At 73.0% G+C, this 13,510-nt stretch carries 10 protein-coding genes; 8 read left to right on the top strand and 2 right to left on the bottom strand.

The features are described 5' to 3' along the window. Nucleotides 1–26: 26 nt before the first annotated feature. The gene (locus OG758_RS16215; protein WP_326710671.1) at nucleotides 27–1,484 is read right to left on the bottom strand and encodes a multicopper oxidase family protein; all 1,458 of its coding nucleotides are present in this window, start codon (nucleotides 1,482–1,484) and stop codon (nucleotides 27–29) included. A 263-nt stretch (nucleotides 1,485–1,747) separates the two neighbouring features. Here OG758_RS16215 and OG758_RS16210 point away from each other — a divergent pair, with 263 nt between their 5' ends. From OG758_RS16210 to OG758_RS16200, 3 genes are all read left to right on the top strand, one after another. Continuing rightward, the gene (locus tag OG758_RS16210) at nucleotides 1,748–3,304 is read left to right on the top strand and encodes a SagB/ThcOx family dehydrogenase (protein ID WP_326710670.1); all 1,557 of its coding nucleotides are present in this window, start codon (nucleotides 1,748–1,750) and stop codon (nucleotides 3,302–3,304) included. 118 nt (nucleotides 3,305–3,422) lie between these two features. Continuing rightward, nucleotides 3,423–3,599 (top strand): thiazolylpeptide-type bacteriocin, encoded by a 177-nt coding sequence (locus OG758_RS16205; protein WP_100591202.1) that lies wholly within the window; start codon nucleotides 3,423–3,425, stop codon nucleotides 3,597–3,599. A gap of 68 nt (nucleotides 3,600–3,667) precedes the next feature. Beyond that, the gene (locus OG758_RS16200) at nucleotides 3,668–3,844 is read left to right on the top strand and encodes a thiazolylpeptide-type bacteriocin (protein WP_100591202.1); all 177 of its coding nucleotides are present in this window, start codon (nucleotides 3,668–3,670) and stop codon (nucleotides 3,842–3,844) included. Between the two features lie 104 nt (nucleotides 3,845–3,948). On the opposite strand, the gene OG758_RS16195 is transcribed toward OG758_RS16200, so the two are convergent. Then, on the bottom strand, nucleotides 3,949–4,503 hold the full coding sequence (locus tag OG758_RS16195; protein WP_326710669.1) for a DUF7010 family protein: 555 nt from the start codon (nucleotides 4,501–4,503) through the stop codon (nucleotides 3,949–3,951). A 205-nt stretch (nucleotides 4,504–4,708) separates the two neighbouring features. Between OG758_RS16195 and OG758_RS16190 the strand changes: the two genes are divergently transcribed. From OG758_RS16190 to OG758_RS16170, 5 genes are read left to right on the top strand one after another with little or no spacing between them, the layout of a single operon-like run. Further along, nucleotides 4,709–5,872, top strand: coding sequence for a hypothetical protein (locus OG758_RS16190; RefSeq protein ID WP_326710668.1), 1,164 nt, complete (start codon nucleotides 4,709–4,711; stop codon nucleotides 5,870–5,872). Further along, a complete protein-coding gene (locus tag OG758_RS16185; protein ID WP_326710667.1) occupies nucleotides 5,869–8,430 on the top strand; it encodes a hypothetical protein in 2,562 nt (853 codons plus the stop codon). The genes OG758_RS16190 and OG758_RS16185 overlap by 4 nt, the downstream gene beginning before the upstream one ends. Then, nucleotides 8,427–10,076, top strand: a complete 1,650-nt coding sequence (locus tag OG758_RS16180) for a hypothetical protein (RefSeq protein ID WP_326710666.1) — start codon at nucleotides 8,427–8,429, stop codon at nucleotides 10,074–10,076. Before OG758_RS16185 ends, OG758_RS16180 begins: the two co-directional genes overlap by 4 nt. Next, nucleotides 10,066–11,994, top strand: a complete 1,929-nt coding sequence (locus tag OG758_RS16175; RefSeq protein WP_326710665.1) for a TOMM precursor leader peptide-binding protein — start codon at nucleotides 10,066–10,068, stop codon at nucleotides 11,992–11,994. The genes OG758_RS16180 and OG758_RS16175 overlap by 11 nt, the downstream gene beginning before the upstream one ends. Continuing rightward, entirely contained in the window at nucleotides 11,991–13,493 is a 1,503-nt protein-coding gene (locus tag OG758_RS16170; RefSeq protein WP_326710664.1) for a nitroreductase family protein, read from the top strand. Before OG758_RS16175 ends, OG758_RS16170 begins: the two co-directional genes overlap by 4 nt. Nucleotides 13,494–13,510 lie beyond the last annotated feature (17 nt).

Below are 13,510 nucleotides of genomic sequence, written 5' to 3'. Positions count from 1 at the left end.
GCAATTCGGTGTGTGGAATGGGAAGTTCAAGAGATCTTCATTTGCGCCATCATTCCCATGGCGCTGTGGTCGATCATGTGGCAGTGGTAGGGATAGACGCCCTTGTGCGTGTCGAAGGTGAGCTGGAGTCTGGCCGTCTGCCCCGGAAAGAGCAGCACGGTGTCCTTGAGGCCGGCCTCCGCCGGATAGACCGGCTGCCCGTCGCGTTCGAGAATGCGGAACTGCACCAGGTGCGTATGGAAGTTGTGCGGAATCGTGGTGCTGGTGTTCGTGACCGTCCAGACCTCCGTGTCGCCCCATTTGATGTTCGTGTCGATGCGGCCGGCATCGAAGGTCTTTCCGTTGATGTAGGCCTTGTCGCCGGTGCCGGGCTCGTCCATCCGCAGGTCGAAGCTGCGCTCGACGGCCGGCTTCGGCAGGGCGGGCAGGGCGGTGAGGACGTCGGGCACGCGGCTGGTGTCGGGCGACTTCTCGCCGACGTCGAACCGCATGATCTGGCCGACGAGTTCGGTCGGCCCCGGGCCCAGCATGTTCTGGAGCGTGAGCTGGGTGCCGGGCGCGTACTTGGAGAAGTCGACGACGAAGTCGGCGCGTTCACCGGGGGACAGGACGAGGACCGGGGTGGCGGCGGGTGCCGGGAGCAGGCCGCCGTCCGAGCCGATCTGGGTGACCTGGCTGCCGTCGTTCAGGCAGAGGATGAAGATGCGCAGGTTGCATGAATTGAGCATCCGGAAGCGGTACTTGCGCGCCTCGACCTTCATGTACGGCCACGGGGCGCCGTTGACCAGGATGGTCGTCCGGTTCTCCGCGTCGTCCATCGTGTAGACCATCCGGCCCGCCGCGTCGAACTGGGCGTCGCGCAGGATCAGCGGCACCTCGTAGCGGCCGGACGGCAGGCCGAGCGCGTCCTCCGCTTTGTCGCCGAGCAGATAGAGACCGGAAAGGCCCCGGTAGACGTGCTCGGACTCCATGTGGTGGGCGTGGTCGTGGGTCCACAGCGTGGCCCCGACCTGCTCGTTGGCGTAGACGTACGTCCTGGAGCGGCCCGGCGCGATCGTGTCCATCATGCCGCCGTCGTGCTCCACGGGGTTGCTGCCGCCGTGCAGATGGACGGAGGCCGGCATGTCCAGGGCGTTGATCTGCCGGACCACCGCGGTGCGGCCCTTGCGGGCCCGGATGGTGGGGCCGGGGAACGTGCCGTTGTAGGTCAGCACGTCCGTGCGGGTGCCGGGCAGGATCTGGTGGCTGGTGCGGCTCATGGTGACCGCGTAGTAGTCGGCGGTGCTCGTTCTCCGGTACGGGGCGAGGACCTTGGGCACGGGCAGCGGGACCGCGAACGGCGTGACGGCCGGGGCGCCGGCCGCCGTTGCCGCGTTCGCGGATCCGCCCGACGTCAGTGTCTGGAAGAGCCCTCCCGCGGCGCCCACCGCGCCGACGGCACCGGTGGTGAGACCGAGGCGTATTGCATGACGACGTGTAAGCACGGCGGGGATTCCTTAACTGAGGTCGCTCGGCCGACTTGCCTGGCCGGATGGTGAATTCGTCTTCCGAGCATGCGGACAAGGGCGCGGAATTCCGAGGGATCGAAGCGCCTCGGTGACGGGTGTCATGGCCGCCGATGGTGTACGTCACCGATTTCACGCGAGACAGGGGGAGGGGTTCCCGTTCGGCGTGACAGTGATTTCCGGAGTACGCCCTCGACCGCACGCGGACTGGGCAAGCCGCCTCAAAGGAACCGGAGATCAGCATGCAGACCGAGAAGACGGCGAAATCACCGCCGCGTACCGCGCCCGCGTTCCGCGCCGACGTCCGGGTCCTCTTCGACGGGGAGTCGGCGACCCTCGCGGGCCCCGCCACCTCGCTCACCCTGCGACCGGTGCGCGGCGGCATCCGCACCGCGCTCGGCCGGCTCGCCGAAGGGCCGTGCCCCATGGGCGAGTTGCTGGACGGGCTGCGGCCCGCCGAGGCGGTCCAGGTGGAACGGCTCCTCGACCGCGCGGGCCATCTCGTCGCGCGCAGCGTCCTCACCCGGGGCGGACCCGCTGACCGCAGGGAGCTCCTGCGCATCGAGCCCACCGCGCGTGACGCCGAGCACCGGATCGCCGTGGTGGCGCCGGGCGCGGCCTTGCGCCTCTCCCGGTTCGCGTTCTGCCGTACCCGCGAGGGCGTCCTGGTCCTGGAGTCACCGCTCGTGAAGTTCCGCGCGGTGCTCGTGGACCGCGCGGCCCGCGAACTGGTTGCCGCCCTGGGCGAACCCGTCGCGGCCGGCGCGCTCGGCACCGGCCTGCGCGAGGACGACGCCCTCGACGCGCTCGCCCACCTCGTGGGCGCCGGCTTCGTCGAACCCGCCGACGAGGACGGCACGTTCGCCTCCGACACGGAGCCGACGCTGCGCCAGTGGGACTTCCACGATCTGCTGTTCCACTCGCGCATCCGCTCCGGGCGCTACGACGACGTGTTCGGCGCCGTCTACCCGTACCGCGGCGAGATCGACCCACAGCCCGCCGTGAAGCCCGCCCCGGACGGACCGGCCGTGGACCTGTACCGGCCCACGCGTGAGGAGATCGCCGGGCGTGACCCGTCCCTCACCACCGCCCTGGAGACGCGCCGCTCCATCCGCTCCTACGGAGAAGGGGAGTTGACGGCCGAGCAGCTGGGCGAGTTCCTCTACCGGGTCGCCCGCGTCCGCGCCCACTACACCCCCGAGGAGGGCAGCGGCCGCGACGAGGTCGTCTCCCGCCCCTATCCCAGCGGCGGCCAGGGCTACGAACTGGAGCTGTACGTGACCGTGCGGCGCTGCGCGGGGCTCGACGCCGGCATCTACTACTACGACCCCGTCGCGCACCGCCTCGTCCTCGTCAACGACGCGGAGACGGACCGGGAGTCCCTCTTCCATGTGGCGTCGCGCGCCACCGGGATGGAGGCACGCCCCGACGTGCTCATCACTGTCACGGCGCGCTTCCAGCGCATGGCGTGGAAGTACCGCGCCATCGCCTACGCCACGACGCTGCGGCACACCGGTGTGCTCTACCAGACCATGTACCTGGTGGCGACGGCCCTCGGCCTCGCCCCGTGCGGCCTGGGCAACGGTGACGCCGACATGTCGGCCCGTGTCCTCGGCCTCGACTATCTGAAGGAGTCGTCCGTGGGCGACTTCCTGCTGGGCAGCCGCAGCCCGGACGACTCCGTGGCCGGCGATCCCGAGGCGGGCTGGGCCATGCTCAACAGCCCGGAATGGTCGCTGCCGGTTAATTCCCCCGTGATAAATGTCAGCGAGGGGGCGCAAAGGCTGGCCACCGAATGACCGGCCGAGCATTATTAATTGCGCAGCCACCGGTTGCGGAAAGAAAAAAGACCCCCCGGAAATCTCCGGGAAGGTCCCTCCGGGGAATCCCCGGGAACTCCTGAAAGGAATTCATCACATGAGCATCAACGACATCAAGAACGGTGACGACGCGGAGAAGGCGTTCGACAGCTTCGACGTCGACGAGCTGGAGACCCTTGAGGTCGCCCAGGGCGTGGCCCTCCCGGAGATGGGTGCCTCCAGCGGTTCGATCGGCACCTCGTCGTCCTCTTCGTCGACCTGCTCCGCCTGCTGACTTCCCCTCACCCACCGCTCATCCACCCCGCGAAGCCACTTCGCGGAACACCGGAAGGAATTCATCACATGAGCATCAACGACATCAAGAACGGTGACGACGCGGAGAAGGCGTTCGACAGCTTCGACGTCGACGAGCTGGAGACCCTTGAGGTCGCGCAGGGTGTCGCTCTCCCCGAGATGGGCGCCTCCAGCGGTTCGATCGGCACCTCGTCGTCCTCGTCCAGCACCTGCTCCGCCTGCTGATCCACCGTTCCAAAGGATGCGCCCATCCAGCCGGGAGCTGGATGGGTACATCCTTTTGTGGGGACCTTTCGCGGGCCCAGGCCGGGGCCCGCCGCGTTCCTGCGTCAGCCCCGCACGGCGACGTGGAACGACGAGGCCCACAGCACCAGCGCGGCGCCCAGGCCGACCACGACACGCACGGTCTCCATCGTCGTGCCGGTCGCGGCGACCACCAGGCCGGCCACCGCGACCGCGGTCAGGAAGACGGCCGTCCACTTGTACTGCCACTGGTCGAAGAGGCGGGCGAGCGGGAAGAAGTGCAGGCCCACGACCAGGCAGATGCCGGGCGGGATCAGCTCCGGGTGGCCGCTCGCGTTCGACGCCGCGATCACCACGAAGATCGCCACCAGCTCGGCCATGTTCACCATGCCGACCCCGCGGTTCCACTTCTCCGGGAGCCGCACCATGCGCGAGGCCGGACCGGCCCCGCCGCGGAAGGCCAGGACCACCGCCACGACGGTCACCGCGGCGGCGAGCACGCCGACCGTCACCGAAACCCCCACGGCACTTATGCCGGAGCCGCCCGCAAAAGCCCACACCAGGGCAAAAACCGCGAGGACGATGGCCCCGCGGCGGCGCAGATTCTGCGTGAGTGCAAGGCACTCCGTGTCCGTAGTCATGGCCGGAGAGTACAGCGATCTTGGCGCCTGCCCGGCAGTTTTCGGCCAACCCGTCCGTGACTCGGCGGGCGCCCGTGTCACGAAAGCAGTGACGTATGTAAGCGGCCGCCCCGCATTCCCTATCCGGGCACAAGTCGCCGCCACAGAATTCCAGTCAAAACATTCCGCAAGATCTGTTGAAGATTTCCTGGAAGGTGCGAAAAACATGGGGGTTGAAGCGCCGGAGCGCACTGCCGTGAAGCCGGACTCCGCCGGCCTGACGGGAGTGCGGCTCCACACACGGATGCCGGTGACACCGGCGTGGCTCGCCCGGCACGTCGTGCCGGCCGCCCGCGCCCTGAGCGAACGGGGCGCTCCCGCCGTCCAGTTGAGGCGCGGCTGGCTGCACGGCCCGCACGTCGACGTCCTCGCCCTCGCGGTGCCGGGCGGCCCCGACTGGACCGAGGTCGCGGACCTCCTCGACGCCGGTCCCCTCGACCCGCCGCGCGCCCTGACCGAGGAGGCGTACCTGGAGCAGGCCCGCGAGTTCGGCCGGCTCGAAGCGGTGCAGCCGCCCTACCTCCCGCTGCACGAGCACGGCGCCGTCTCACGGGTGAGCCCCGCCGACACGGCGTCCCGTGAGCCGCGCCTCGACCAGTTCCGCACCGTCGTGCTCGGCGCTCTCAACAAGCCCCTGCTGCGCATGATCGACGGCATCGCGGCCGAGCCCGCCACCGCCACCGTGCGGCTCGCCGAGGCGTTCGCCGCCCTCGTCGACACCCACTTCCTCGGCCCCGCCTACGGGGTGTTCTCGCCCCGCTCCCACGTGGAGGCGTTCCTCGCCTGGGCCGCGCCCACCAAGGACGTCAGGCCCGTCTTCCAGGAACGGCTCGCCAAGGACGCGCCCCGGCTGCGTACCGTCGTCGAACAGCGCCTGTCCGGCGAGGTGTCGGCCGGCGCCGCCGAGTGGCGGACCGCGTTCGCGTACAGCTCCGGCGCCCTGGAGAGTGCCGTCGCCGCCGGGACGCTCACCCTCGACCTGCTCGACTCCGTCACCGACGGCGTGGACCGCAGCGAGATGGGCCCGCCCGGAGCGACCCGCGTCGTCCCGCAGGGCGACCAGCCCGACAGCGACTTCCACCGCGCCGTCGGCGAGTCCGGAGTGGTCGCCGACCCCTCCCGCTGGTTCGCCGCCTTCCGCCTCCTGACCAACCTCTTCTACGAGCAGCTGCCCCTCCTGACCGTCTCGCCGATGCAGCGCTACTACATGTGCTTCGCCCTCGCCGAGACCGTCGACGACGTCCTCGGCGTGTCCTGGCAGGACCGCCTCAACGACCGCCGGAACCGCATGACCGGCACGGCGGCCGACCCGACGGGAGTCACGCGATGACCGGCCCGACCACACCCGAGTCCCTCTGGTTCCTGCGGGTCAACCCGCTGCGCCGCACCCGCCTCGCCGACCCGGCCCAGCGCCGCACCCTCGCCGAACTCGCCGCGGCCGAAGAGGTGTTGAGGCAGGCCGCCGACGCGTGCTCCGACGAGCTGTACCACCGCATCGGCGCCGCCGCCGACGATGCCGAGCGCCGTGACCTCATCGCGCTGCGCCGCTCCATCCACAACGGCCGCGCACCCAAGAAGCCGCCGGCCCCCACGCCCGCCGTCACCGAGTGGCTGGCCGCGCGGGACGCCAGGGAGCGGCTGCGCGACGCCGTCGTCGAGGGCTACGCCGAGGCCGCCGACCGTGAACGGGCAGGCCTCGCCGCCCTGTTGGGCGACGACGACCTGCTGCGCTCGCTCGCCCTGGTGGCACCCGAGGTCCACCAGGAGGCCGAGCGCTACCGCGCCGCCGTCCTCGGCCCCGGCAAGGTCTCCGCCCGCACCCGCAAGTCCGAGCGCGGCCTCATCCAGTACGTCACCCGGGCCATGGTCCGCACCAGCCCGCTGTCGCGGTTCACCGCCGTAGGCATCGCGGAGCCCGACCCGGCCGGGGTCGACCCCGGCGACGTCCCCTTCGAGGGCGCCACCGCCTTCCCCGGGCTCGACCGCGTCATGCTCGGCTACGTGCTCGGGGGGCTCCCCGCCGCCGACACCGCGGACCTCACGGACCTGTGGGTGGGCATCCCGCCCACCTCGGCGCCCGACCCCGAGTCCGGCAAGCTGTTCTTCCTGCGGCTCACCGACGCGGGCATGCGCCGCCTCGCCGTACCCCTGGACGGGCCCGTCGGCGACCTGCTCGACGCGGTGTCCATGGGGCCGCGGCTCTTCCCCGCCGTCGTCGCCCACGTCGCCGAACGCGCCGGCATCCCGGCCGAGGCCGCCGACAAGCGCGTACGGCAGGCCGTGGGCCAGGGCCTGCTGTGCACCTTCCACGAGGCCGAGGACGGCTCCGCCGACTACGACGACCTCCTCACCCCCGACGACCCGCGCGCCACCACCCTCGCCGCCGGGATCCGCGCCGGACTGCCCCGCCTCGCCGACGCTCCGGCGCCCGAACGGGGCGGAGTGCTCGCCGAGTTGCGCGGCGACCTCGGCAAGCTGAGCCACCTCGCCGGGCGGCCCGCCCAGATCACCGTCGAGGAGGACTACGTCATGCCGCCGCTGAAGGTGGCGACCCGGCAGTGGCACGAGCCGCTCGCCGACCTCGGCCCGGCCGTCGAGCTCCTGTCCGTCTTCGACTGGCTGCACGACGTACGCGTCCTGATGACGGCCGCGTTCGTCGAACGGTTCGGCGCCGGGGCCAACATCCCGCTCGCCGCGAACGCCGCGTTCGTCGTCGGCGAGGTGTCCAGGCGCGCCGCCGCCATGGACGCCGTGTACGGGCCGCACGGCACGGGCGACCCGTCCGCACTCGCCGGCATCGGCCCCGCCGACGGCTCCCTGGAGCGCATGTACCTGCTGCGCCGCGAGCTCACCGAGGCCGTCCACGCGCGCCTGTCCAAGACCGTCGACGCCGGCGACGACACCCTCGTCCTCACCCCCGACGACGTGGCGGGCCTGACCGCGTCCCTGCCCGACCGCTTCCGCCAGGACCCCCTCATCTACGGCGTCCTCCTCCAGGAGGGCGACGGCAGGCTCGTCCTCAACGACGGACTGCCGGGCCACGGCATGCTCTACGCCCGCTTCCTCGACGCCGACCGCCGCATGGGCGGCCGCGCCCTGCCCCGCCTCGCCGGACACCTCCAGCGGGAGTACGGCTTCGACGGCGCCCGCGTCACCGAGGACCTGGGCCTGCACCGCCTCAACGTCAACGCGCACGCGCCGATCCTGCCCGGCGGCCTCACTCCCGAGGACTGGTTCACGCTGCGCCTCGCGCACGACCCGGACACCGACACGCTGCGCGTCGAGGACGCCGACGGCGCGCCCCTGCGCGTACTCCCGCTCGGCACGGGCCACCCCGGCCTGTTCCCGCCGCCCCTGTCCGTCGCCTCGGGCCTCGCCATCAGCGGCCGCCTCTTCAACAGCCTGCCCAACAGCTGGCACGCGGCGACGCCGTGGGACCGCGCCACCACCAGGACCGCGCCCCGCATGGCCGTCGGCGACGTCCTCATCGGGCGCCGCCGCTGGTACGGCGGCGACGAACTCACCACCGCGGTCGCCGCGGGACCCGATGAGCACGACCGGCTCCTCGCGCTCAACGCGTGGCGCGCCCGGCACGGCGTCGCCGAAGAGGTCGTCATCAAGAACGCGCCCGAGGACGAGGGACCCCTCTCGGTGGGCGCCCCCGACGTGCAGTCCAAGCGGCTTCAGCAGAAGCCGCAGTACGTCGACCTGACCAGCGCCCTGAGCGCCCGCGTCCTGCCGCGCATGCTCGACCGGCGCGGCGCCGACGGCTGCTACCTGGAGGAGGCGCTGCCGTCCGTCGTCGACGGCACGCACGCCACCGAGTGGGTCGTCGAGGTCGGCCGCGACGCCGGCGGCCGCTTCACCTACCGAGGGGGACAGGCATGACGAACGCCAAGCTCAAGGCCCGCCCGGACCTGCACTTCGCGCCCGTGCCCGGCGGCGTCTACCTCAGCGGCACGCGCGGTCAGGTCGTCCTGCGCGGCTCCGACGTCCTGCACGCCGTGGCCGAGGGCTGCGTCCCCCTCCTGGAGAAGGGCGCGACCGAGGACGAACTCGTCGCCGAACTCGGCACCGAGCGCTCCCGGCCCGCCGTACGCCACCTCGTCGGCAAGCTGCGCGACGCGGGGCTCCTGCTCGACCCCGACGCGTTCACCGCCCCCGAGCCGTCCGCCGAGGAGCGCGCGCCGCACGCCGAGTCCGTCGCCCGCCTCGAAGCCCGACTCGACGACCCGTACGCCGCGTTCGCCCAACTGCGCGCCGCCCGGGTCCTCGTCACGGGCCCGCCCGAGGCGACGGGCCCTGCGGCGCGCGGGCTGCGCCGGGCCGGGGTGGGGGAGGTGACGGTCGTCGAGGCGCCCGGTTCGTCCGACCATGCGTACGAAGGTGCTGACGCCGTACTGGAGATCCGTACCGCAGCTGATGGAGCGGGGCCCGAACTCCTCCCTGTGAATCATCACTTGACCGTCCTCCTCGGCGACACGGTTCATGTCGTGGGCCCCGTTCTCGCGGGTGGTCCCGAGGCTGCCGGGACCTTCCGTGAGCGGGTCCTGTCCTGGACGGACGAGGGCGACGGGCCCGTACCGCGCCCGGTCGCCGACGCCGTCGCCGGAGCCCTCGCGGGGCAGCTGCTCATCGACACGCTGACGGGGACGGCGGACGTGGACGAGGCCCACGTCGTGCACGGGGCGGACCTGGTCTCCGACCGGGTGACCGTCGGGGGAGCCCGCATGGCGGCCGCGACCGGCCGGCCGGGCTCCCTCCTCACCGACGTCCCCTCGACGCCGATGCCCGAACCCGAGGACGCGCGCGAGTCGGCCGTGGCCCTCGCCGGACGCTGGACCGGACTGTTCGCCTACACAGCCGACGAGGACCTGCCACAGATGCCGCTCGCGCTGCGCGCCGTGGAACAGCGCGGGGAGCGGGCGGGCACGGTCGTCGCCTGGGGACCGCACCAGGAGGCCGCGACCGTCGCCGCCGCGCTGCTCGCCCTGCGGGACCGCGTCGCGGGGGCGGCCGCCGGACTGACCGAGGAACACTGGCTGCTCGACGGCGCGCTGCGGCTGCTGGCCCCGCGAGCGGCGGAGCTGGCCGGGGCCGACGCGACGCCCGACGCCGAAGGGCGGCGCATCCTGTCCGCCCTCCGGCAGCTCGTGGACGGCGAGCCCCGGCTCGCGCTGCGTCACGTCCCCGGCGTCGACTGGCGTCTCGCCGAGGTCGCCTCGGCGGCCGGTGAACTCCTCGGCGCGGGCTGGGGATCCACCCCCCAGGAGGCGCTGCGCACCGCCCTGTGCGAGGCCGTCGCCCACGCGCAGACGGACCGGCCCGGCCAACTCTCCACGGACGCTCTGCTGTTCGCCGGCCCGGCCGCCATCGGAGCCCTGCGCGCACAGCTCATCGCCCACGCCGACACTCTCGGCGTCGCCTTCACCGGCCACGCCGTCGCGGCCGACCCGGTGCTCGGCGAGATCCCCTTCTGGTACGGGCCGGTCGAGGCCGCAGAACGCACGCGGGAGACCCACGATGCACAGTGACACGGCGGACACGACCAGCGCGCGGCGCGCTCCCGACGCGTACGACGACGAGATCTGGCGTGACGTCTGCGCCGGACTCAGTGCCCCGGCCGTCGCGGACGGCGTGAGCGTCTCCGTCCGACGCGGCTGGGACCTCGGCTGGGAACGCCAACGCCTCGACGCGGCACGGGAGTCGGGCAGCCCGCATCTGTCCGTGCGCGTCCACGGCGACGAAATCCTCGTCGGACCGCTGTGGGCCCCGGGCACCGATGCCGGGTGCGCGGGCTGCGCCGAGGTGCGCGAGCGCACCGTCGTCGACCACCCCCTGGCCGGCGACCTCGCCCACGCGGCCGCGGGCCCCGCGCCGTCCGAGGCGCTGCTGCCCGAACTGCTCCGGGCGTCCCTGGAGCATCTGGCGCGGCGTCCCCTCGGCCCCGGCGAGCTGTACGCCGTCTCGGCGCGCGGCCTGCGCCGCCACCGCGTCGCCCGCAGTTTCCACTGCCCGCTGTGCGGCCCGGAGAAGGGCGAACTCGCCGCGGTGGAAGAGCCGTTGCCGCTCGCGCTGCGGAACCGGCCGGCCTCCCCGGGCGACCCGACCCGATCCGGCGACAGCCGTCTCGTCGAGCGCGGCCTGCTGCGCGAGCGCCTCGTCGACGACCGCTTCGGCCCCGTCCGCGCCATCCTGCGCGAGTCCCGCACCCCGTTCGCGATGAGCATGGCCGTCGTACCGGACGCGCCGGCGATGGGCCACGGCCGCGCCAGGACGTTCGCCGAGACCGAGCCGGTCGCCGTCCTTGAGGCGTACGAGAGGCTCGGCGGATTCCCGTACGACATCCCGGTCCTCACGGACCGCGCGTACACGGACGTCGCCGAGCACGCCGTGGACCCGGCGACCCTCGGCCGGTACACGGACGAGCAGCTGGCCCACCCGACGAGCCGGGTGACCCCGCACACGGCCGACACCCCGATGGACTGGGTGTGGGGCCACGACCTCGACGACGGGCGGGCCCTGCTCGTCCCCGCAGACCACGCCTTCTACCAGTACGAGTACGCGTTCCGCAGGGACCGGCGCGCCGCGAGAGCTGTCGGGCCGCATGAGCGCAAGCACTACTTCTACGAGTCGTCCAGCGGCTGCGCCGTCGGCGCGAACCTCGAAGAGGCGGCGCTGCACTCGCTGTTCGAGCTGGCCGAGCGCGACGCGTTCCTGACCTCCTGGTACCGGGCCGCGCCGCTGCCCCACATCCCGGAGAGCTCGATCACCGACCCGACGAGCCGCGCCATGATCGAGCTGATCCGGGCGCGCGGCTTCGACATCCATCTCCTGGTCGCCACGCGGGACATCGCGCTGCCCGTGGTCTGGGTCCTCGCCGTCAACCGCCTCGACCCGTTCCCCGCGACGTTCTCCTCGGCCGGGTCCGGGGCGGACCCGCAGTCCGCGATCCGCGGCGCCCTGCGCGAGGTCGCCCAGCTCGTCACCAACCCGGTCGACTGGACCAGGGAACAGGTCGAGGCCATGGCCGAAGACCCATGGCTCGTCCAGGAGTTGGAGGACCACGTCCGGTTCTCCTCGATCCCCGAGACGCTGGAGCGGGCCACGGCCGCGCTCGGCGGCCCGAGCGTCACCCTGGACGAGGCGTTCCCCGACTGGCCGCGGCGACTAGCCGACGCGTCGGGCGGCGATGTGCGCGGCGCCCTGGACCTCGTGCGCTCCCTGTTCGCCGACGCGGGCCTCGACCGGATCGTCCTCGTCGACCAGACGAGCCGCGAGCACGCCGACGCGGGCATCCACGTCGCGCGAGCGGTCGTGCCCGGCATCCTGCCGATGTGCTTCGGCCACGCACAGCAGCGCCTGGCGGGCCTGCCCCGCCTGGAGGCGGCATTGCGCGGCACGGCCCAGGAGCACCGGACGTCCCCCTACGACCCCCACCCGTTCCCGTGACCGCGCCCGCGCCGGCCCGGCGTTCCCCCGTGGAACTGCCGGGCCCCGAAGGCGACAACAGCATCGCGCGCGAACCCCTCTGGTACGCGTACGGCGCAGGCGCCGACCGGCCCGAGCCGCCCCCGTGGACCTGGACACCGGAACCGCCCCCGGACACACACGTCCCGCCCGAGCCTCCGTGCGCCGGCGCCCCGCGCGAGACCCTCCCCCTCGGCACCGTCGACCTGCTGGAGGCCATGCCCTACCCCGCGCTTCCGCCGCCGCGCGACGTGGCGGACCGCCTGGCCCGCGCGCTGATCACCGCGTTCGGCCCGCAGCGCCGCGAGCCCGAGAACCCGTACAACGACCACCGCCCCTACGCCTCCCCGCGCTGTCTCTTCCCCGTGCACGCCTTCGTGGCCGGGGGCAGTGGCGGGGCGCCCTGGCGTGTCCTCGATCCCGGCCGGCACGCGCTGACCGGTGAGCCGGGAGGGGGCGCGCCGCGCCGGATCGCCCTCACCGGTCGCTACACGTCGATCCCCGCCGCCTACAAGTGGTTCAGGGGCTCGCTGGTCGCGCTCGAACTCGGCATCGTGCTGCGGGCGTTGGGCGTGGGCTTCGAGCTGTTCGACGTACCAGCGCGGCTTTCGCTCCCCGGGCCCGACGGGCATGAACTCCTCGGGGACCTCGGGCTCGACCCGGCGTGGGAGTGGTCGCTGCCGCTCACCCTCGACGTCGGCGAACCGCCCCCGGTCCTGCCCGTACGGCGTCGCGCCGCCGTCCCCGACCTGCGCGACCCGTCCCTCGCCGACCTCGTGCGCGTCAACCGGCAGCAGACGTACGACAGTTCACCCGTCCCTGTCGGGCGCGCGATCCCGCGGGGCCTGCCTCTCTCGCACACCGTCCCGAACTGGGCGGAGCTTCTGTGGCAGCGGCACTCCGGGCGCATGCCCCGCGCCCTGCACGGCATGAGCGGCCGCCGCGCCCGGCTCCCCGCCGAGGCGTTCGACAGCGCCCTGCGGTGGCTCGCCGTCCCGCCCCCGGGGCCCGACCTCGCTGCGGCCTTCGGCGCGGTGAACGTCACCGCCGTCGTCCAGGGCGTCGAGGGTCATGAGGACGGGGTCCACCGCGCGGTCCCGGGCGGTGCCCGCCTCCTGCGCGCCGACCCGGAAGCGCCCGCCCGCCTGGAGGAGCACTACGGGTACGGCGTCTCGCCCGTCAACGGCTGCCGCATCCGGCACGCGCCCATGACCGTGTTCTTCTCCGTGCGCCCCCGCGACCTGTTCGCCCGTTCGGGCCCGGCCGGGTGGGGCGCCGCACAGCACGCCGTCGGCTGGGCCGCCCATGGCCTGTGCCTCTCGGCGGCGGCCTCCGGCCTGTTCGCCCGGCCCGTCCGCGCGTTCAAGGAGATCCCCACGCAGCGCGTCCTCGGCCTCGACCCGGACGAGACGATCGTCCTCTCCGTCGTCGTCGGCGCCCCGCAGGACTCGGGCGGCGCCCTCCTGGACCTGCGGCTGTGACCGTCCACGCCCCGACC

The organism is Streptomyces sp. NBC_01474 (assembly GCF_035918215.1).
Classification (GTDB): domain Bacteria; phylum Actinomycetota; class Actinomycetes; order Streptomycetales; family Streptomycetaceae; genus Streptomyces; species Streptomyces aureus.
Note: the sequence above shows the minus strand (reverse complement) of the source record. Positions and strands in the feature narration are given on the sequence as shown.

Coding starts and splice junctions, on each gene's coding strand:
- OG758_RS16195 (WP_326710669.1), bottom strand. CDS start 4,503: ATGACTACGGACACGGAGTGCCTTGCACTCACGCAGAATCTGCGCCGC.
- OG758_RS16210 (WP_326710670.1), top strand. CDS start 1,748: ATGCAGACCGAGAAGACGGCGAAATCACCGCCGCGTACCGCGCCCGCG.
- OG758_RS16175 (WP_326710665.1), top strand. CDS start 10,066: ATGCACAGTGACACGGCGGACACGACCAGCGCGCGGCGCGCTCCCGAC.
- OG758_RS16200 (WP_100591202.1), top strand. CDS start 3,668: ATGAGCATCAACGACATCAAGAACGGTGACGACGCGGAGAAGGCGTTC.
- OG758_RS16180 (WP_326710666.1), top strand. CDS start 8,427: ATGACGAACGCCAAGCTCAAGGCCCGCCCGGACCTGCACTTCGCGCCC.
- OG758_RS16185 (WP_326710667.1), top strand. CDS start 5,869: ATGACCGGCCCGACCACACCCGAGTCCCTCTGGTTCCTGCGGGTCAAC.
- OG758_RS16190 (WP_326710668.1), top strand. CDS start 4,709: ATGGGGGTTGAAGCGCCGGAGCGCACTGCCGTGAAGCCGGACTCCGCC.
- OG758_RS16205 (WP_100591202.1), top strand. CDS start 3,423: ATGAGCATCAACGACATCAAGAACGGTGACGACGCGGAGAAGGCGTTC.